At 60.8% G+C, this 19,756-nt stretch carries 16 protein-coding genes; 8 read left to right on the top strand and 8 right to left on the bottom strand.

From position 1 onward, the window contains the following. Positions 1–7: 7 nt before the first annotated feature. Positions 8–1,114, bottom strand: coding sequence for a PucR family transcriptional regulator (locus tag IEW81_RS03945; RefSeq protein ID WP_097060353.1), 1,107 nt, complete (start codon positions 1,112–1,114; stop codon positions 8–10). Positions 1,115–1,315: 201 nt separating this feature from the next. Between IEW81_RS03945 and IEW81_RS03940 the strand changes: the two genes are divergently transcribed. After that, complete coding sequence (locus IEW81_RS03940) at positions 1,316–2,422, top strand: alcohol dehydrogenase catalytic domain-containing protein (RefSeq protein ID WP_097060354.1); 1,107 nt, start codon at positions 1,316–1,318, stop codon at positions 2,420–2,422. 60 nt (positions 2,423–2,482) lie between these two features. Then, positions 2,483–3,919: an APC family permease gene (locus IEW81_RS03935; protein WP_097060355.1), complete on the top strand. Its 1,437-nt coding sequence runs from the start codon at positions 2,483–2,485 to the stop codon at positions 3,917–3,919. 97 nt (positions 3,920–4,016) lie between these two features. Here IEW81_RS03935 and IEW81_RS14625 read toward each other — a convergent pair whose 3' ends face one another. The 3 genes from IEW81_RS14625 to IEW81_RS03920 all read right to left on the bottom strand — a co-directional run bounded on the left by IEW81_RS14625 (position 4,017) and on the right by IEW81_RS03920 (position 5,305). Then, positions 4,017–4,208 carry a DUF433 domain-containing protein gene (locus IEW81_RS14625; RefSeq protein WP_268236627.1) on the bottom strand — a complete coding sequence of 64 codons (192 nt, stop codon included), beginning with the start codon at positions 4,206–4,208 and terminating at the stop codon, positions 4,017–4,019. Positions 4,209–4,543: 335 nt separating this feature from the next. Beyond that, on the bottom strand, positions 4,544–4,885 hold the full coding sequence (locus tag IEW81_RS03925) for a hypothetical protein (protein WP_143544649.1): 342 nt from the start codon (positions 4,883–4,885) through the stop codon (positions 4,544–4,546). A gap of 9 nt (positions 4,886–4,894) precedes the next feature. Then, positions 4,895–5,305: a very short patch repair endonuclease gene (locus IEW81_RS03920; protein ID WP_097060357.1), complete on the bottom strand. Its 411-nt coding sequence runs from the start codon at positions 5,303–5,305 to the stop codon at positions 4,895–4,897. 94 nt (positions 5,306–5,399) lie between these two features. Here IEW81_RS03920 and IEW81_RS03915 point away from each other — a divergent pair, with 94 nt between their 5' ends. Genes IEW81_RS03915 through IEW81_RS03900 form a run of 4 tightly spaced genes read left to right on the top strand, consistent with a single transcriptional unit; the run spans position 5,400 to position 13,042 of the window. Further along, positions 5,400–7,142 (top strand): ATP-binding protein, encoded by a 1,743-nt coding sequence (locus tag IEW81_RS03915; protein ID WP_097060358.1) that lies wholly within the window; start codon positions 5,400–5,402, stop codon positions 7,140–7,142. Beyond that, positions 7,139–9,979: a Z1 domain-containing protein gene (locus IEW81_RS03910; protein WP_097060359.1), complete on the top strand. Its 2,841-nt coding sequence runs from the start codon at positions 7,139–7,141 to the stop codon at positions 9,977–9,979. Before IEW81_RS03915 ends, IEW81_RS03910 begins: the two co-directional genes overlap by 4 nt. Beyond that, positions 9,969–10,973: a PD-(D/E)XK motif protein gene (locus IEW81_RS03905; RefSeq protein ID WP_179691810.1), complete on the top strand. Its 1,005-nt coding sequence runs from the start codon at positions 9,969–9,971 to the stop codon at positions 10,971–10,973. Before IEW81_RS03910 ends, IEW81_RS03905 begins: the two co-directional genes overlap by 11 nt. Beyond that, a complete protein-coding gene (locus tag IEW81_RS03900) occupies positions 10,970–13,042 on the top strand; it encodes an AIPR family protein (protein ID WP_097060361.1) in 2,073 nt (690 codons plus the stop codon). The genes IEW81_RS03905 and IEW81_RS03900 overlap by 4 nt, the downstream gene beginning before the upstream one ends. On the opposite strand, the gene IEW81_RS03895 is transcribed toward IEW81_RS03900, so the two are convergent. Continuing rightward, positions 13,031–14,491, bottom strand: a complete 1,461-nt coding sequence (locus IEW81_RS03895) for a DNA cytosine methyltransferase (RefSeq protein ID WP_097060362.1) — start codon at positions 14,489–14,491, stop codon at positions 13,031–13,033. The genes IEW81_RS03900 and IEW81_RS03895 overlap by 12 nt on opposite strands. A 586-nt stretch (positions 14,492–15,077) precedes the next feature. Here IEW81_RS03895 and IEW81_RS03890 point away from each other — a divergent pair. Further along, positions 15,078–15,917 carry a hypothetical protein gene (locus IEW81_RS03890; protein WP_097060363.1) on the top strand — a complete coding sequence of 280 codons (840 nt, stop codon included), beginning with the start codon at positions 15,078–15,080 and terminating at the stop codon, positions 15,915–15,917. Here the strand turns inward: IEW81_RS03890 and IEW81_RS14620 are convergent. The 3 genes from IEW81_RS14620 to IEW81_RS03880 all read right to left on the bottom strand — a co-directional run bounded on the left by IEW81_RS14620 (position 15,914) and on the right by IEW81_RS03880 (position 19,093). Beyond that, complete coding sequence (locus IEW81_RS14620) at positions 15,914–16,039, bottom strand: hypothetical protein (protein ID WP_268236626.1); 126 nt, start codon at positions 16,037–16,039, stop codon at positions 15,914–15,916. The two genes, IEW81_RS03890 and IEW81_RS14620, sit on opposite strands and share 4 nt — an antisense overlap. A 375-nt stretch (positions 16,040–16,414) precedes the next feature. Beyond that, a complete protein-coding gene (locus IEW81_RS03885) occupies positions 16,415–18,490 on the bottom strand; it encodes a RecQ family ATP-dependent DNA helicase (RefSeq protein ID WP_097060364.1) in 2,076 nt (691 codons plus the stop codon). A 24-nt stretch (positions 18,491–18,514) separates the two neighbouring features. After that, positions 18,515–19,093, bottom strand: a complete 579-nt coding sequence (locus IEW81_RS03880) for a thermonuclease family protein (RefSeq protein ID WP_097060365.1) — start codon at positions 19,091–19,093, stop codon at positions 18,515–18,517. A gap of 180 nt (positions 19,094–19,273) precedes the next feature. Here IEW81_RS03880 and IEW81_RS03875 point away from each other — a divergent pair, with 180 nt between their 5' ends. After that, entirely contained in the window at positions 19,274–19,480 is a 207-nt protein-coding gene (locus IEW81_RS03875; protein ID WP_097060366.1) for a hypothetical protein, read from the top strand. Positions 19,481–19,756: the final 276 nt, after the last annotated feature.

Genomic DNA, 19,756 nt, shown 5'->3' with positions numbered 1-19,756 from the left:
CTCGCGACTACCCCGATGCCTTGGACTGCAGCGCAAGCCAGGCCCGGAATCTATCATCGGCGCGCGACATCGAGAGCCCGGTGAGCTCTTCGACGCGGTGCATGCGGTTTTTCAGCGTGTGACGATGAATGCCAAGCTGCGAGGCCGCGGTTTCCCATGACCCGTTTTCGGCGAGGAATACGCGCAGCGACAGGGCGAGCTGGTTGCCGGAATCCTCGTCGCCTAGCGCGCGCAGAGGGTCGTAGAGGGCGCTGATCGTCGTGGGGCTGAGGTTTCGAATGACCAGGTCGACCATGGGCAGTTGCTCGAACAGCAGGCACGGTCGAGGGTCAGCGATGGCTACATCCAGAGCCTGCCTGGCCTGCTCGAGGCTCACGGCGAGGTCAGCGAGCACCGTGGGTTTGCCGATGCCACATCGCACGGGAACGCCAGCCTGCGCTTCGTGTTCGACCTTGTGTATCCAGGTGGGCACGACCTCGGGGGCAAGAAAAACGACGATCTCGCCATCGAGCGCACGCGTGGTGAGTGGCACCTGGAGTTCGATCAGCCAGTCGAGTACCTGCGTTTCGAGCACGACAGCCCGAGACCTCGACTTCAGTGCAATTGCGACCAGTTTCTCTCCGGTGAGTCCCCACCGATTGGCAAGCTTTCGGGCCAGGGGGGCGTTTCCGCTGAGCAGCACGTCGACGATGTCAGCACGAGCGATTTCGTCGACCTTGCCGTCGCGTTGGGCGAAGAAGGTGAGATCCAGCAGTGAGGCCGCCTGCACTGCGAGTGCCCGAGTGCGACCCTCGCTGCCACCCCGCGCCGAAACCACGAGGAATGCGCGCGGGTCCTGGCCATGCCCCACCGGCTGGAGTTGCATCGTCGTGTTGCGAATTTTGCGCGTGCGGTTCAGGGCGAAGCTGGTGGCATCGTCGAGGTGAACTCGCGCCGCACCGAACGCCGATACCGGTTTACCGTAGCGGTCTATGAGGGCCGCCCATCCATCAAGCAGCCGAGCGATTTCGGTGAGGATCGCCTCGGTTCCGCCGCGTCGGGCGGCTGCCGTGAGGCGGGCGAGAGCTTCGCTGATCAGCCGGTCTTCTGCCAGGGCATGATCGTGCCCCGCCACGCCGGTGAAGCGGCTCTCACCCTCGGGGGTATGTGCGGTCGTCCGCAGTGGGATGGCGAAACTCCAGTCGGGAGGTGGGTGGACATAACGGCACGATGTGCTCGCAAACGGTGCATTTGGTCAGGCGAGAAACTGGCGCGTCTTTTTCTACACTCAGGATACGCACCGACGTCTCGACCAGCGAGCAGGAGAAAAGTCACCATGAAGGCCATCGTTTTTTCGTCAGATACCAGGAGCATTTCTTACCAGGATGTTGAGCTCGCAGACCCGAAGGCTGGCGAGGTGCGTGTGCGCATTGCCGCCGCCGGCGTTTGCCACTCCGACCTGCACGTGCGCCGGGGCGAGTGGGACGTGCCGAGCCCGCTCGTGATGGGGCACGAGGGTTCCGGAGTCGTCAGCGCGGTCGGGCCCGGCGTCAACAATCTCTCGATCGGCGACCATGTCGTGCTCTCCTGGGTCGCGCCCTGCGGAAAATGCCGGTACTGCCTGGTCGGCCATGAGGCGCGCTGCCAGGTCGCCGCCAAGGTCGTCGCACCACTCGGGGTGCTGCAGGATGGCACGTCCCGCCTCAGCGTTGACGGTGAACCCCTTCACCACTATCTCGGGGTGTCATCGTTCGCCGAAGAGGTCGTCGTTCCGGCATCCGGCGCCATCAAGGTGCGGGACGACGCGCCCCTCGACGTTATTGCCCTGGTCGGTTGTGCGGTTGCTACCGGAGTGGGGGCCGTCACGAACACTGCCCGGGTCGAACCGGGAGCCACCGTGGTCGTCATCGGCTGCGGCGGGGTGGGGCTGTCTGTCGTGCAGGGTGCGCGCCTTGCGGGCGCGAGCCGCATTGTCGCGATCGACCTCCGCCTCGAGAAGACGGCACTCGCCACGAAACTGGGGGCCACCGATGAGATCAACGCTGCCACGGGTGATCCGGTAGCGGCTCTATTCGAACTTTTCCCCGATGGGGTCGACTATGCGTTCGACGCGATAGGTAACACCGCGACGACGGAGCAGGCGATCCGGATGCTCGGGCTCGGCGGTGCGGCCGTCATTGTCGGGCTGCCTCCGACGGGGGCCCGCGCCTCTTTCGAGCCGCTCGTTCTCGCAGAGTCTGACCAGCGCATCCTCGGTTCCAACTACGGCAGCGTGCGACCCTCGATCGATATCCCGGCCCTGGTAGACCGCTTCATGGATGGTGACCTTGAGCTCGAGGCCCTCGTCTCGGCCCGGCGACCGCTGTCTGAGGCGGTCGCCGCTCTCGATGCTCTCGAGGACGGCACGGCGCTGCGCACCCTGCTCATCCCTGACCCCCGGTAGCGCTTCTGCCGTGCTCCACCCGAAGAATCACCCTGTCTCTCCAGTGAAAGGAACATCATCATGACCACAGAAAAAACCGAGGCGACCGGGCAGAAAGCCGACGCCGGCCTTCGCTCGGGCGTCATGGGCGGCGCGGAACTCGCCGCCCAGGCGCTCGCCAACATTGCGCCCAGCGCTGTCATCGCCTTCACCGCGGCGGCAATATTTCTGACCGCAGGAAAAGCGACGTGGCTTTCTTTTGCGATCGCCACCATCATCATCCTCGCTGTCGGCTACAACATCGCCCAGTTCGCGAAGACGCGCGCATCGGCGGGGTCGCTCTATAGCTACTCGGCGGCGGGTCTCGGCCCGACCGGCGCCTTCCTGACGGGCGTGACCCTCGTGCTCGGTTGCTTCGGCATTGCGGCGGCCTCGCTCAGCGGCTCCGTCGTGTACATGACCACGGTGCTCAATGACCTGGGGATTCCTGTCGAGGGCGTGCTGTCGCAGGTTGTCATTGCGATCCTGCTGGGGTCGCTGGCCACCTACTTCACGATCCGCTCGATCAGGCTGTCGGCCCGGGTTTCGCTCGCGCTCGAGCTCGTGTCGATCACCATCATCACGATCGTGCTGATCTCCGGTCTCGTCGCCCTCGGGCCGAACGCGCTGGATCTGTCACAGTTCGCTTTCGAGAACATCACCTTCAACGGTGTCGCCGCCGGTATGGTGCTGGCCATCCTTGGTTTCGTCGGCTTCTCATCAGCTGATGCTTTGGGTCGCGAGGCACGCAATCCGTTCCGCACCATCCCTCGCGTCATCATGTGGAGTGCGCTCGGCGTGGGCCTGCTGTATATCTTCGCCGCCTACTCCCAGGTCGCCGTGCTCGGTGACGGTCTCGGAGCGTCGGCGAGCCCCATGGATGACATCGCGGCCTTCGCGGGTTTCCCCACCTGGTTCTACCCGATCCTCAATTTCGGTATCGCCGCGTCGTTCTTCGCCGTCGTCGTCGCTCCGATCAACGTCATCGGACGCATCGTGTACGTGATGGGCAAGGAGGGAGTGGTGCACGAATCCATCGGTCGCACCCACCCCACGCACCTGACGCCGCACCGGGCGATCCTCATGGTGGCGCCGTTCATCATCCTGCTGCCCGTGCTCTTCTATCTTGCGGGCGTCGATGGCATCAGCGTGCTGGTTTGGATCAACACGACGGGAACCTACGGCTACATGTTCGCCTATGCGCTGGTCGCGGTGGCCTCGCTCATCGTCTTGCGCAGGATGGGAAAGGCCACCCCACTGGTGTGGCTCACGACCGTCCTGTCGGTTGTGGGTATGGCGTACGTTTTTTATGCGAACGTGTTCCCGGTGCCGACATTTCCGTTCAACGTGCTGCCGTGGATCTTCCTTGGGCTCGTGTTGCTCACGGTCATCAGGTACGTCTACCTTCGACGCAACCGTCCCGACGTCATCGCGCGCATCGGCAACACCGAGATGGAGACCCTGGGAGGGATCGGGTAGGGCGGGTGCTGTGGCGGCTTCATTATGGGGCCAGTGGATGCCTCGTGCCTCCCACCTGCGCCCGTCACCGCAGCTCGGCGGCAGGAAAACGCACCAGCTACGAAGCAACCACGATCGCGTGGTCGGTCTGTGCAGCGGCATACGCGAGGCATGTGCGGATGTCCTCGGCGGCGAGATGTGGGTAGTGCTCAAGCATCTCTGTTTCTGAGGCGCCTTGAGCTAGACGCGAAAGCACGTCAGTCACGCGAATTCGCGTGCCGCGGCCGACCGTGCGCGACCTCCGGGTCAACGATTATGCGATTTAACAGCGCCATGCCCGGAGGCTACCGGCGGAGGCTGTCTTTTAGTCGAGGAAGATTAACCGCATGAACGCAGAACTTCGGCCCAGTGGGGTAGCCGGAGTTTTGGGCGAACATCGGCAACACCGCGACCGACACGCTGGATGGCATCCACTAGGGCTGGTGCTGGGCAGGTCGGTGGCGCGGGCAGACGCTGCCTCATCTCCCGCGCCTGCGCACGTCGCTGGCTTCGAGCGCCACCCCAGTGGCTCAGATGCGAACCACGTTCCCGCACGAAGCACCCCACAGGCTTCCTCAATGGTCGATAGCGTGTCGTCACTCGGCCTCAACAGACCGATCCAATTACTGTCTCGTGATCGCTTGCTTCATCGTCTGCCTCGCTATGTGACTGGTGGCTGTACCCACCCTTAGCGCCGGCCGATCCATCGTCGGATGGGATGAGCGCAGTGTCGTCACCGGGACGAACCTGTTCGCCCGCTCCATCGGCAGCGCGATCGGGGTTTCCATCTTCGGTGGGATAGCTAACTCCATCTTCGGGGAAGGGGGATGCCGATGACCTCTTACCCGCGAGGATCACCGCTGGCTCGGCCGCGGTCTTCATCGCGATGCTGGTGGTCGCCGTCGCCACAGTGGCGGTGCCACGGACGCCAGTAAGGGGTAGTGGCACCTGAAGTCATTACGATTTAAGGAATTGAACTGCATCTGCGATGGCCTGTTCAGGTATTCGAAGTTCGCACTCCCAAACCGTGTGCACCTGCCACCCAAGCGCTTCCAGTTCGGAGTTTTTACGTGCGTCACGCCCAACTGTCCCGTTGCGCTTCTCAGCCCAGAACTCTGGTCGGGTTGCAGGCACGACCTGACCGTACCTGCAGTCATGCACGTGCCAGAAGCAGCCGTTAACAAAAATCACTTTTTTGCGGCTCGGGAACACTAGATCAGGTTTGCCCGGCAGCTTCGCCGAGTTGAGCCTGTATCGAAAGCCTTGCGCGTGAAGGGCCCTTCGAAGCCGAAGTTCTGGCTTAGTGTTCGCTGATCGGATTCCTGCCATATTCCGGCTGCGTTGCTCAGGGGAGTGAACATCAGCCACATGATCAATTTACGCCCTACTTGTCCGGAAATCTGGCCAATTGCGGGCCTATGTTGGCGAAGTCACCCGGATTGGGGTTAGCGAAGTCGAGCGAATGTCAGCAGACTCCAATATATTCGTAGTGAGCGATCCGGCCGGGGCGCAATGGGGGAAAGCATCTTGCAATACCGAGCGTCGGATGCCGATCTCATCGCCGTCATTATCACAGTTCGGGGGACAAGAACGCTCTTTCTGCCCCCATCCCAGCAAGAGGTTGCGTTTCCCGTTACTTTGCTGGCATCGCATTCAAATGTGTGACCCGGTGACGCATAGGGAGCCACACGCGACAATCGAAGACGCTAGAGCCGGTGGCCATGACTACGAGATTGTTGAGCCAAGCGCTAGCCCAATCCTCGAATCGCTTCGTGCGTTCGGCTACAGCCCCCAGACCGCCCTTGCGGATCTGATCGATAACAGCATTTCTGCTAGTGCGTTCGAAATTCGTGTCCAGTTGCACTGGATGGGTTCCAGTTCTTGGATATCCATCACTGACAACGGAGATGGGATGGACGAGAAAACCCTCGTCGCGGCGATGCGGCTTGGAAGTCAGAGCCCGCTGAATGATCGAAGCAAGGGCGACCTTGGCAGGTTCGGACTCGGGCTCAAGACAGCCTCGTTCTCTCAGGGACGTCAGTTGACGGTGATGTCCCGAACCCCGAAGGCCGAGAATTTACACGTGCGCCAATGGGACTTAGACGTCGTGCAAAGGACGGACGAGTGGAGACTTCTCACGGAAGCGCCCAGCGAAATTTCGGAAAGTATGGCGGAGTTATTACCAGATTCGGGCACCGTAGTCGCATTGGGGAAACTGGATCGCATGCTCGATAAGGTGTTCGGCGCAGAGTCGGCGGGATCGCAAGCTGACTTTCTAAAAATCGTCGACTCCGTTCGAAGGCACCTCGAATTGGTCTTCCACCGATACCTTTCCCGCAGTCGACCTGTGCGGATATGGGTGAACGGTCAGCAACTAATCCCATGGGATCCGTTTCTACGTAGCCACATGGCTACCTCGACTACTGGCAAAGAGTCCATTTGGTTGGCAGGTTACGAAGTCGTGGTCGAGCCGTTTGTGCTGCCTCACAAGTCGAAGTTGAGCGAAGCGGAGCACGAAGCGGCTGCCGGTTTGGATGGTTGGAACGCAAGCCAAGGGTTCTACGTGTATCGAAAAGATCGCTTGCTTGTGGGCGGATCATGGCTGGGGGTGGGCGGCGCTAAGGAGGAGCACAGCAAGCTCGCCCGGATCGCCATCGAAATCCCGTCAACGCTGGATCACCTATGGCAGGTAGATGTCAGGAAGTCATCAATCAAGGCGCCCAGCGGGATGTTGGGTGATTTGCGGCGTATTGCAAGAGCCACGAAGAAGGATGCCGAAGAGGTCTATAGATTCCGCGGCAAGCAGACCGCGTCCCGTCTGGCAAAGGAGTATGTGGTCGCTTGGGATGCAATTGGGCACAGGAGCGGTGGCACTTCCTATCGGGTGAATCGTAGGCATCCGCTAGTGGCCGATGCACTGAGTGACGGACTCGTCAACAAAACCGCAGTAGAGCGGCTTTTGCGATTTGTTGAAGAGACGGTCCCCGTCACTCAGATTGGGATAGCAGTAGCCGAGTCGTTGGATTCAACCAAAGGCCCTTTTCAAGACGAGGGCCTCGAAGTACGGGATCAATTGGAATTCATGCATCAACGACAAATCGCCAAGGGCAAATCTTCTTCTGAAGCCCTCGATTTTTTGGCTACTGCCGAGCCCTTCATCTACTACCTCGAAATTGTTCAAGCCTTCCGAGAGGACCTCGAATGAACGTCTCTGAAAAGATAGTCAGTTACGCACGTGTGGAGTTGGCCGAGCAGTACCGGGAATTCGGAGTCGTTCCCCAGGAGCTGTTTGACGAGGCTCTCGCGGCTGCGAAAGAGTTCACCGAGTCTCGTTCCGGCTACGAGGTAAGCGAAGAGCAGATGCACGACGCCGCCTTGCAGTTAGAAACTCTGTTCAACGTCTACGTCGGTAACGAGCACCTCCTCGTAAACAATGAAGGACACGTCGAGTGGCTGGAAACTCAAAAGAACGAAATCAGTTGGGAGTACTGGAGCAGGTACCGGCAGTGGCTGATCGAGGACGAACATCGGCCGGAAACCGTCATCGATGGATCGCTTCACCCCATCACCGATCGCATCCTAGGGATGTTGGAAGACCCACGACGACCGGGGGCCTGGAGCCGACGTGGGCTCGTCGCCGGCCAGGTCCAGTCCGGCAAGACGTCAAACTACGTTGGCTTGATCAACAAGGCGCTTGATGCCGGATACAAATTGGTCATTGTGTTGGCGGGGACACATGACAACCTTCGAAGCCAAACCCAGTTACGAATCAACAGCGGTGTTTTGGGGTTCAATACCCAGGGAAATATAAACGGCAGTCTGGGGATGCGCGTAGGAGTTGGACTAAAAGACGCCCGGAAGCCCCGAATCAATTGCCCTACGTCGTCAGATCAGAAGGGCGACTTTAACCGACGGCTTGCGCAAGGAGTTGGCGCCCTTGGTGGCGATCCGGTGATTCTTGTCGTGAAGAAAAATACCGCCATCTTGAAAAACCTTTATGCCTGGTCAACCGGTCTTCACCATGAGTTGGACCCCGAAACCGGTCAGAAGATTGTGCGCAATGTTCCAATGCTGCTCATCGATGACGAGGCGGACCACGCATCTATCGATACCGGCTCGATCGTCGACAAAGTGACGGGCGACGAGAGTAGTCCCTCGGCGACCAACGCGTTGATCCGCCAACTGCTGAATGCTTTCGAAAAGACCGCCTACGTCGGATATACGGCTACCCCCTTCGCCAACATCTTTATTAATCCCTCTGCGGATCACGAGATCTTTGGAAAGGGGTTGTTCCCGGAGCACTTCATTGTGACTTTGCCGGAGACCTCGGCGTATTCAGGGCCGGCAAAAATATTCGGACTTAAGGAAGACGACTCGGCAGGTGTGGAGGGGGTCGAGGCGCTTCCTACGAATCGAGAAGTCAAGGACTACGACTCTTGGCTGCCGGACGGACACAAGAAAGGTGAACTGCCAAAGGGACCCCTGCCCAAAAGTGTCCGAGAAGCGATATGTTCCTTCGTCCTATCCTCCGCAGTTAAGCGGGCCCGACGAGCGCGGATGAAGCACAATTCGATGTTGCTCCATGTCACCAAATACGTCGACGTACAAACTGCCGTCGCGGAACAGGTCACCGATTTTGTGCTTTCGATCAGGAACGAAATTTTATACCTTCCGGCCGAAGGCCTTGATACTCAAGCGTGGCTGATGCTGCGCGATCTGTATGAGGGCGACTTCCGAGCAACCCACGAGCTCATGGAGGCGCAGGGAACCCTTGACGCACAATCCTCTGGCTTTGCATCATTCGTCGAACTTCAGCCCTTCATTGAGCAAGTAGTTGGACAGATGCAGGTCAAAGCGATCAACGGGGAGGCGAAAGACGCTCTTTTATACGAGGAAAATCCAGACGGAATTACTGTAATCGCAGTGGGTGGAGACAAGCTCTCCCGAGGGTTGACTCTCGAAGGCCTCACTACCTCTTATTACTTGCGAGCGAGCAAGATGTACGACACGTTGATGCAGATGGGTAGATGGTTCGGATACAGACCGGGCTACCTGGATGTTTGCCGGCTGTACACGACAGAGCAGCTCGTCCGCTGGTATCGCAGGATCACCGGCGCTTCTGAGCGACTATATAAAGAGTTTGAGCTCATGGCAGCACTCGGAAAAACTCCTATTGATTTCGGTCTGCGGGTGCAGTCCCATCCTGATGGCCTAATGGTAACCGCAGCGAACAAGTCCCGATTCGCCAAGAACATTCGCGCCAGCTTCAGCGGCACAATCACAGAAACCATCTTGTTTGTTGACGATGAGATTGTGCGGAAACGGAACGTAGCTGCCCTTACGACACTCCTCGAGTCGATGAAGAATGATCCGCATGCAGTAGCCACCACCAATCGAAAGCACTATTGGAGAGGCGTTAGGCCGACAACCATCCTGGCGTTCCTGGATGGATACGATGCACATCGCGGTGCCTATCGCGCACTCCCCGCGGCGATGTCTGAGTATGTCCGTTCATGTAACGGATTAGAAGATTCCGAGTTGACCACTTGGGACGTGTATATCGCATCCAAAGACGGTGCGGGTGAGGAGCTAAATCTTCCGAACGACAGCTTTGGACTAATTGAGCGAAATCCCGACACACGCCCAGACGGAAACCCGCCCACATATGTTATCGGTCGTCTCGTAAGCAGCGCCGACGAGCTTTTCCCGATCAAAGACGATGCCGAAGAAATGTCTCGAGCCCTTCAGCAAGCCATAAGCAATTGGGAGGGATCCAGCCGCGTAAACAAGGCCGGGGTGCCAACTGCGCCGACCGCGCTAGCTGAGCGCCGGATCAGAAGTCCGAAGCGGGGATATTTGTTGATTTATCCGCTCGAGCGTGACGCCGCTGGGTTGGATGCAGATGAAACGCCTTATGTAGGGTTTGCGATTGCATTTCCGTGGAGCGAAGAAGCCCCCTCAGTGAACTACCGCGTAAACGAGATCTATTGGGACCTTGAAATGGTTCGGGCATTTCAGGAGGCGGATGACAATGACGACTGAGGCGGGCTTCATGGACATCGAGGGAACCTACGCAGAGCTTGAAAGTGTTGACGTAGGGCTCGGCCAGGTATCTCGCCGAGTGATGCTGTCTCGAACAGTGAACTTGGTACTCACCGTGGACACGGAATCGCGTATGCGAGGTGTCCGGTTCGAATTCGAGCACCAATCGTCATTGGTTAGCCAAGTAGACCAAGTCCGCGGACTGAAGTTTTCCTTGGTTAGTTCGACGCCAAAGGCGCAACAACTGAGAATCGACCAAGTCAGGCCGGGTGACAGCGTTTTGTTTGGCGTCGTGGTGCAGGACTTAGTTAGGGCTGTGACGCCCTCCACAGGTGAAGAAGCAAAGAAGGTCTCCGAGCGACTTTCTCGATGGAAAGCATTCTTTAGCAGGAACGTTGAAGGGCTCACGCGCGAAGAGCAGCTCGGTCTCTTCGCCGAGCTGGTCGTTCTGCAAGAGCTCCAAGCAGCGGGCGTCCCGGTCGACCGCTCGGTCGCCTTGTGGGAAGGTCCCCACTCAGAGGTCCACGACTTCTCCGCTCAAGATTGGGCGCTTGAAGTTAAAGCAAGTGCATCACTCGCGTCTGCCAGCGCGACGATAAACAGCGAAAGGCAATTGGACCCTGGCGAAATCTCGCCTTTGTTCCTGATCTTCCTCGGTTACGACGTGCGACCTCACAGCCAGGGTCTGACTCTCCCACAAATCGTCGGTCGGGTCCGGAAGTCACTCGCTAATTTCGCAAATGAAGCAGACCACTTTGAAGATCTGTTGATAGACGTTGGATATTTGGATATTCATGCCTCGCTTTACTTTTCGCACTATGAGTCGACTCGAGAAGAAGTTTTTGCCGTGCGGCAAGATTTCCCTTCGCTCCGAACAACTGACCTGCCGCCGGCCGTCTCCCGAACCAAGTACCAACTAAACATTGACCAGTGTCAGGAGTGGCGAGTCACATTTGAAGCAATGGTTGAGCCGGTATTGGAGCAGTACCGATGAATCTCGATCTGTTCCAGGTCGAACTGCAACAGTTGGTGCGTATAACTGCTGACGCTGAAGGCGAGGAATCGAGTCTGGCGAGCGCCTTCACCAAGACGGCCCTCGACATTCTCATTGATGCGGGTGAGGCCAACGATCCTCGTGTGACGGAGGCCGTCTTCGAAAGTTCACGAATGCAGATCAGCGCATTCGATTGGGACGAGGAGCGGGCGCTGCTTACCTTTTACGTGGCACATTTCACCTCGAAAGATGAAGTCCCGACGCTTACCAAGGCAGACCTTTCGCGCCTTTTTGCTCGATTGAACCGGTTCGCGGCTGCGTGTGTGAAAGGCCTCTATCGACAGATCGAGGAGTCAACGGACGTCTTCGACACCGCGCAGTTTGTCTTTGACGTATGGACCCACGCTCGAGCGATCCGGTTCGTGGTGCTGACCAATTCGCTGCTCCGGACTACCCCTCCGGCCCCCGAGGAGTTCGAGGGACATCCCGCGCGTTACGAAGTTTGGGATTTGGAGCGGTTGGAGCGCCTCATCGGCTCTGGAAAAACCCAAGAACCGGTTGAAGTGCTGACCTCTGATTTCGGGGTAGACGGTCTGGCGTCGATCGGACCCTTCGAGGGCAAGGACTACGAGGCATATCTGCTGGTGATACCGGGTAAGTTCTTGGCCGACGTTTATGAAGAGTTTGGCCCTCGACTTCTGGAGCTAAATGTTCGCTCGTTTTTGCAGGCGCGCGGAAAGACGAATCAAGGGATGCAAACCACGCTGAAGGACGACCCTTCGAGGTTTCTCGCTTACAACAATGGGCTGTCAATGACAGCTACGTCGGTTGAGCGTAGAAAGACGTCCAGCGGTGAAACCGTGATCTCCCGACTGATTGGCTTGCAGATTGTCAACGGCGGTCAGACGACAGCTTCGCTGTACTACGCCTCTCGCAAACCAGGAGTCGACCTCTCGAACGTATTAGTTCAAGCGAAGCTTTCCATACTGGAAGATGACGCCCGAAGCTCGTTGGCCCCACTGATATCACGCTTTGCAAATACGCAGAACCTGATCAGAATGGCTGATTTCAGTGCAAACGATCCATTCCACGTAGAGCTCGAAAAGCTATCCCGGAGCATCTGGGCACCGGCACCCGAAGGTAGTCATGAAATGACCCGGTGGTTCTACGAGCGCTCGCGGGGGCAATTTGCCGATGCCGTGGGCAGGGAGCGGACCCCGGCGCAGAAGCGCCAGTTCCTGTTGAGTCATCCGCGCAAGCAGCTTTTTGCCAAGACGGACGTCGCAAAATATGAAAACGCCTGGCGGCAATTGCCGTTCTCTGTCGCCCTAGGCGCCGAGAAGAATTTCAATGAATTCTCGCAGGCAATGGCAGAGTCGAAACAATCGACCTCACCCGATGCTCCGTATTTCCAAGACTTGATATCAAAGGCAATTCTCTGGAAACAGACTGAACTGCTCGTCAACGCGTTGAAGCTGGGCGGCTACAGGTCAGCGGTTGTTGCTTATACAGTCGCTCTAGTATCGAACCGAATCTCTATGCGACTCAACTTGGATCAGGTTTGGCGTGAGCAGGCGGTGTCTCCGCATTGGGCGTCATCGGTAAATGAACTTGCTCCCCTGATTCACGCGAAGTTGATCTCATCCGCCGGGTCAAAGAACGTACTTGAATGGGCAAAAAAGAAGGATTGTTGGGCGGCCGTGAAAGAAATTTCTTGGGTTGCGCCGAGCGACCTGATGATAGGGGCAGTCGCCTCCACCTCAAGATCCGCCACTGCAGCTTCCCAACCCGAAACGTCTCTCCCTGCGTCCGACGACGAGATTGCTGGTCGAGCCTTAATTTTAAGTCTCGGCCCTGAAGCATGGATCGGTATCGCGGCGTGGGCGAAGCAAACCGGCAATCTCCAGTCTTGGCAGCGGGGCTTAGCTTTCTCCATCGGTTCCTACCTAACGCAAGACCGTGCTCTTAGTGCAAAACAGGTTGTCCAGGGCGTGAAGATAGCTGTTGAGGTTGAGCGTCTTGGATTTCGGATGGAGCGTCCGCAGCTAGATGCGGTGTCAGTGAAATAGCTCGCGTATTACCTTCGCGATTTGATTGGCGAGGAGTGGAGGGACAGCATTGCCAACTTGGTGGTATTGCTGCGTTCGACTGCCCACGAAAAAATAGTTGTCAGGGAACGACTGAAGTCGCGCTGCCTCGCGAACTGTGAGGCTTCTCATTTGGTTCGGATCCGGATGAATGTAATAGTGCCCATCCTTTGAGATGTGAGAAACGACCGTCGTGCCTGGGTCGTTCGCGACCTGAACTCGAAAACGATCTTGAAAGGGGCGTGCTTCGTTGTCGGCGTTCTTGTGTTTCGGCTGGAGATGGGGAGGAAATTGAGCGAGTTTCGGCGATACGCCGTCTCGTCTGGCTTTGTCGGCGGCGAACCAATAACGCTTCAAATCTTCAACCATGTGGTCGCGAGATTCATGCTGGATAACTTCTTTGAGATCGTCATCCATAGTCCATTCACCGAATAGCCCGGCTGGAACCGATTGTCGTCGAAGAGACTTGCCACCTCGCGACGTGGGGGCAGGAGGGAGCTGTGCTGGTGACGAGGCCAAAGTCCTGACCGCCTCCCACTCCGCTTGGTCGTCAGTCTTCGATCTACTGATACCGGAACGTATTTCGGGCATCCCGAGAAGTGCGTCGGCTACGGTTACCGGGTTGGATGGAGTGAGTTTTCCGACTTGCGCTTGATCGAAGAAGCCTTCCCGCACGCCAACTAGGATGATGCGATGACGCCGTTGAGGCACTCCGTATTGCTCAGCACGGATTACGAAATCGCTCGGCTTGAGCTGGCTCGGCCTCTTGTCTATCACTAGGGAGTGCACCTCGTACTTCAGGCCGTCGCCAGGTTCACACAGATCTCTCATGATGCGGTCGAACGTCCCCGACCCCTCGCTTTGAGATGAAAGCAATCCCTTGACGTTTTCCATTACAAAAACCGGAGGGGCGAAAGTGCTGATGATTCGGAGATACTCGCGATATAAAAAGTGCTTTTTGTCGCTTGCGAAGGAGTCGTCATTGACGCGTCGTGAGCGGCCAGCAAGTGAGTATGCCTGACACGGCGGCCCGCCGATTAGAACCCAAGGCGACTCCAAAGTCACTCCCGATGAATCCAGCGCTCCTCGAATTAGGTCGTCTGAGTCGTCATCCTCACTGCCCAACTCCACTTGGTGAATGTGATCGCTTGCCACCTCCAGCGCTTCAGCCACTCGTTCGTCAGCGACGAAGGATTCCCAAGCGAGGTCTCCACGGATGTGGTCGTAATAGCTGGGTGGGACGCCGCCGTTGCGAAGTAGTTGCCGATAGACGGCTCGGAGGGTCAAGGTCTTGATCGCGGACGACTCCATTTCGAACGACCCAATTGTGTCAAAATCCGGGTCGCCTTCGTCTTCTCCGAGCCTCGAGAAGCCCTCGTTGAGACCCCCGGGGCCGGCAAACAGGTCGATGACCGGAATGGGCTTTTTCATTTGTAACTTTCTCTTCCAGGACCAAGGCGAGGGTACCAGGTTTCGCGCCTGTCAAAGGTCATGCGACGGCCGCGACACTAGCTCCAGCAGGCGGTTCCCACAGACTCCGCAGCGTCACGGCGAACGGGAGTGGCACATCCGCGCCGCCCGGCGAAGCAGCTAGGACGCCACAGTGAGGGTCCAGCGGCTGTTCGCGAGGTCATCGACGAGCAGGATAGTGACCTTCACGGTTTCGGAAACCCGAACGCGTCGAGTACCTGCGCCAGCCGGAAAGCGCCGTTGTAGTCAGGGCCGACCTGCGGATGCGACGGAGGTGTGCGCTCCGAGATGGGGGAGCCGCCGCGCCCCGGGGAGCCCGCGCGCTACCGACTCGATCTGCACCGGATATCTCCAGGAAGGCATCGCCACGCTGGCGCCCGGTCGCTCGGACCAACCCCACTCCGCGAGCGCGATTGTCGAGCGCTGCGATAACTTTCACTGCGCTCGACAGAAACCGGTGCGCTCGACCGCACCCGGCCCGCACCCACGCACCTACGCTGCCACTGTTACCTCGCCCGCGCGACTGTCGCCCGCGCGCAGGTAGATCGTGACCGCCCTCATCCCGTTCGCCATCATCGGCGTGTGCGCGCTGCTGTGGGCGATGCTCGCGAGTCGGCGGTTCGGGCACCTGTTCTGTGTGCCCGCGGTCGGGTTGCTGACGGTGCTGGCATCCATGATCCTGGGGCGGCTCACGGGGGCGAGCATCCTGGTGTCAACCGGCGTGGTCGTCATCGTCGGTGGGGGCGTCGGGGTCGCGCTGGCTACCCGGGCCGGGGCGTGGCGCAGGCCCGGGCGGCATGCGGTGGCGGTGTGGGTTCCGGCGATGCCGGGAGGCGCCGCGTGGCTGGGCACGCTCGTGATAGTGGAGGTGCTGCCGGGCGCGGCGCCGCTCACGTGGGCGCTCAACGGCGACGCCAACGACAGCCTGTACTTCACCGAGCGCATCATCGACCAGCGGAATCGCCCTCGGAGCGGCCGAGAACCCCGTGCCGCTGCCCTCCGCGCTGCTCGCCCTCGGCATCGCGCCGGGCAGGCTCGCCGGGGGTGCCGCCGCACTGCTCGCTCACGACTTTGCCGGTTTCGGGGCGGTGTGGGTGGCGCTTCTCGCCGCAACGAGCCTCGGTATGGGAGCGGTGGCGGCATCCATCATCGATCGATCGCGCGTTGGCCTTGTGGCCGTCGCCAGCACCACCGGATCGCTGCTGCTGCTCCTTTGGTTCGTCAGCCTTTTCATGCCGGCCTGCCCATCGAATACGGCTACCTCAACGCGCACGTGGCGCTGCCGATCGTGCTCGCCGCTTGGCTCATCTACCTCGCCTCGCCCGGCCGCGTCGTGGCCGCACTCGCCGTGCAGTTCTGCATCGCCACCCTGCTGCTGGCCACCTAGAGCCCGTGGGTGCTGCTGCCTGCCGGGTTGATCGTCGCGCTCGCCGTGCGCCACTGGTCAACCCTCAGAACAATGGATGCCCGCACCGCCCTTCCCGTGATCGTCTCCGTCGTGCCCGCCATCGTGTGGCTGGCCCTGGCCTCCGCGCCCGCGCTGGCCAGCGACAGCGGGGCGTTCGTGATCCCCGGTCACGGCCTGCCAGCCCTCATCCCCGTCGTCGTGGTCACGTTGTTGCTGCTCACGCCCGTCGCCCGGTTCGCGTCATCACCGCAGACGACGAGCTCGAGGCATCCATCCGGGCGACCTGTCCCAGGGTGGATGTACGCCGCGCCGTCACTCGCCGGTAGCCGCCGCGCGGCCTCAGCCGCGCCCACCCAACCGCGCGGGGGTTCGTCAACCGTGCGGATGTTGCAACCTACGCACCCTCGACAAACCCCCGCTGTGATAGCCCGGGGCGGGTTTTGCCGCGGTGTCCCTAGCCGCGCCAGAGGGCTCCGCTACCGCAGCGCGAGCGCGAACGGCAGCACGCCGCCCGCGCCAGCGCGCAGGAGCTGGCGGGAGGCGACGGTGAGCGTCCAGCGGCTGTCGGCGAGGTCATCCACGAGCAGGATCGGGCCGCCCGTGACGTCAAACGGCACCTCGAAAGCGTCGAACACCTGCGCGAGACGGAACGCACTGTTACCGCCGGGCCCGCCCTGCGGGGGATGGGCGTAGCCGAGCGAGCCCAGATAGGGAAGCTTCCCGGCGGTTGCCAGCCCCTTCGCCACCGAGTCGATGAGCAGTGGATGACCGCGCGACGGCATCGCGACGACACCCACCGGGCGCTCGGCCCAACCCCAGCCCGCCAGCACTCGCACGCACGCGGCGAGCATCGCGGGGGAGGCCGGTGCATCCGGGGCGTCGATCGCGAAGAGGGAGCGGAGCGTTCCGCCCCAGCCGAGGTCGGTGAGGCGCGCAAGGGCCCGGCCCTCCAGCATCCGTTCGGCGGCGGGGATGTTGCCCCGGGCGACAGCCGAGCCGGTCGGCCACTGCGCGCGCGGGTCGATCGGCACCCCGACACGGTCGAGCGACGAGGCGGCCTGCGCCGCGGCATCCACCCCCAAATCTGCGGAGAACCAGGCGCCGGCACAGTTGTCGCACCGCCCGCACGGTGTCGCGGTGTCGTCGTCGAGCGAGCGCTGCAGAAACTCCATGCGGCACCCGGATGCCCCGGCCGGCAGCGCCTCGTAGTCGAGCATGTGCTGCTGCTCGGCTTTGCGCTCCGCGGCGATGTGCTCGTAGCGCTCACGGTCGTACTGCCACGGGCGCCCCGTCGACACCCACCCGCCCTGCACCTTCTGCACCGCGCCGTCGACGTCGAGCACCTTCAGCAGCAGCTCCAGCGGCGTGCGCTTGATGTTGACCCGAGCCTCGAGCGCGGGGGTGCTGAGCGGCTGGTCGCCGAGTTGGGCGAGCACCGCCTCGGCCCGTTCCTGGCTGGGCATGGATGCCGTGGCAAAGAAATTCCAGATCGCCTCGTCTTCCGGCCCGGGCAGAAGCACGACGTCAGCGTTATCTGTCGCGCGACCGGCACGGCCCACCTGCTGGTAGTACGCGACGGGAGAGGATGGAGCGCCCAGATGCAGCACGAACCCGAGGTCGGGCTTGTCGAAACCCATCCCCAGCGCGGACGTGGCGACCAGCGCCTTGACCTCGTTGCGCTTCAGTGCCTCCTCCGCATCCTGCCGTTCCGCGGTGTCGGTCTGGCCGGTGTACGCCCGCACATCGTGGCCGGCATCGCGCAACAGCCGCGCGGTGTCTTCGGCGGCGCTGACCGTGAGCGTGTAGATGATGCCGCTACCGGGAAGCTCGTTGAGGTGGGTCAGGAGCCAGGCGAGCCGCGCGGCCGCATCCGGCAGCCGCAGCACGCCCAGTCTCAGGGAGCGGCGCGCGAGCGGGCCCCGGATGGTGCGCACGGTGTCGGCAGAGCCGAGCTGCGCAGCGACATCCGCCACCACGCGGGAATTGGCCGTCGCCGTGGTCGCGAGCACCGGGACCCCGTTCGGCAGTTCCGCGATCAGGTCGCGCAGTCGCCGATAGTCGGGCCGAAAGTCGTGCCCCCAGTCGCTGATGCAGTGTGCTTCGTCCACCACGAGCAGTCCCGTGCGCCCCACGAGGGCAGGCAACTGCGTTTCGCGGAAAGAAGGGTTGTTGAGCCGCTCGGGGCTGACGAGCAGCACATCGACCGAGTCATCCTGAAGCCGCGACTGGATCTCGGCCCACTCGTGCGGATTCGTCGAGTTGATTGCCACCGCCCGCACCCCGGCTCGGGATGCCGCGGCGATCTGGTCGCGCATCAGCGCCAGCAGCGGCGACACCAGGATCGTCGGGCCGGCGCCGCGCTGGCGCAGCAGCAGCGTGGCGACGAAGTAGACCGCAGACTTGCCCCACCCCGTGCGCTGTACGACGAGAGCCCGACTCGCGTCGTCGACAAGTGCACTGATCGCCTCGAACTGCCCGTCATGGAAGTCGGCGTCATCCCTGCCGACCAGGGTGCGGAGGATGGCCAGGGCTGCGCTTCGCGTATCGGTCACACTCGAGTCTCCCAGCAGCTACCGTCAGCACACTCCCCACATGCCGACACCGGAATCGATGGCAGCCTGTTCTGCCGCCTCGATCTCAGCCTGGAACAACAGATTCGGGCGATACATCTCGACCTCGGCGGCGCCCTGCCTGAGCATCTCGAGATTGACGTTGGTGGAATCATCCAAGTAGATAAACAGCAAGGACCGACCGTATTTGTCAAGCGGCTCAACGTCGGGGAGAACTCGCACGTTGGTGCCCTTGGGGAGGAGTTGACGCAGCAGGCTGGTCGCTTCGTCGCCGTAGCATTCGAGATTGTCACCGATCTCGGGGGTGTTGATTCCGAGCATCCTGACCTTGCGGCCGTCGGTGAGAAAAAGGGTGTCCCCGTCATGCACATATTCGACGGTCGCCTCGGTGGCTGCGCTCGGGACGACGCTCGCTTCCGGTCGTGTGGCCGGTGTCGTGCCGAGCGTGCCGGACGTGCCGGACGTGCCGGGCGTGCCGGACGTCTCGGGCGTGCCGACGCCCGCGAGCCTTGCAAGCAGCACCGCGATCACGATCGCGATGAGAGTGAGCAGCACCAGAACTCCGGGCCTGAAGCGTTGGGGCATGCCACGAGTCTGACACCTCGGCCCGCGCGGTGCTGTGTCACTGCACAGGCGCGCGGTGGCAGGCGTGAGCACGACCGCGCAGTTCAGCGCACCGATCCGTATGCCGTTCACCCCGCGTCAGGGATTGAGGATCGCGCAGCGACGCTCGGGCATTGAGTTGTTTCCGGCGCAGCTGCCAGCGTGGTTCGCGGCAGCCGCAGCCACGTCGCAGCCGGTGCGGCCGTGCTCGAGTCGCTCATCGTGCACGACGATGGCTGGCTCGCCGAACGAGCTCTCGAGCTCGTGCGCACGGTGGTGTCATTCGCCGTCTCATGTTCCTTCTGCGTGGGGATGAACTTCGACGGCAGTGAACTTCGACGGCAGGCAGACGCTCCTGACTCAGGATGACCTGACCGTCGTTCAGGCACTGGCCCCGATCGACGGGATCGAGCCACTTGCATGCATGGCTATCGAGCCCGCCCGCCGTGCCCCAGCGACGCCGCCGACTTCACGCCCGAATGCGCCGCCGGAATGAGCCCCATTGTGCTCCGACGTCTGCTCCTCCACAGGCTCTACCTCCCCCTGCATCCACCGCGTTCTTCTTTTTCTTCTCCCTTCCGTCACCTCCTGCTTCTCCCTTCCGTCATCTCCTGCTCAAGCTTCTTCTCTTTCGCCCCCCCCCCC

The sequence above is a fragment of the Salinibacterium xinjiangense genome (assembly GCF_014645015.1).
Classification (GTDB): Bacteria; Actinomycetota; Actinomycetes; order Actinomycetales; family Microbacteriaceae; genus Rhodoglobus; species Rhodoglobus xinjiangensis.
Note: the sequence above shows the minus strand (reverse complement) of the source record. Positions and strands in the feature narration are given on the sequence as shown.

Coding starts and splice junctions, on each gene's coding strand:
- IEW81_RS03940 (WP_097060354.1), top strand. CDS start 1,316: ATGAAGGCCATCGTTTTTTCGTCAGATACCAGGAGCATTTCTTACCAG.
- IEW81_RS03935 (WP_097060355.1), top strand. CDS start 2,483: ATGACCACAGAAAAAACCGAGGCGACCGGGCAGAAAGCCGACGCCGGC.
- IEW81_RS03915 (WP_097060358.1), top strand. CDS start 5,400: ATGTCAGCAGACTCCAATATATTCGTAGTGAGCGATCCGGCCGGGGCG.
- IEW81_RS03910 (WP_097060359.1), top strand. CDS start 7,139: ATGAACGTCTCTGAAAAGATAGTCAGTTACGCACGTGTGGAGTTGGCC.
- IEW81_RS03905 (WP_179691810.1), top strand. CDS start 9,969: ATGACGACTGAGGCGGGCTTCATGGACATCGAGGGAACCTACGCAGAG.
- IEW81_RS03900 (WP_097060361.1), top strand. CDS start 10,970: ATGAATCTCGATCTGTTCCAGGTCGAACTGCAACAGTTGGTGCGTATA.
- IEW81_RS03895 (WP_097060362.1), bottom strand. CDS start 14,491: ATGAAAAAGCCCATTCCGGTCATCGACCTGTTTGCCGGCCCCGGGGGT.
- IEW81_RS14620 (WP_268236626.1), bottom strand. CDS start 16,039: ATGGCGGGCACGACGGAGACGATCACGGGAAGGGCGGTGCGGGCATCC.
- IEW81_RS03880 (WP_097060365.1), bottom strand. CDS start 19,093: ATGCCCCAACGCTTCAGGCCCGGAGTTCTGGTGCTGCTCACTCTCATC.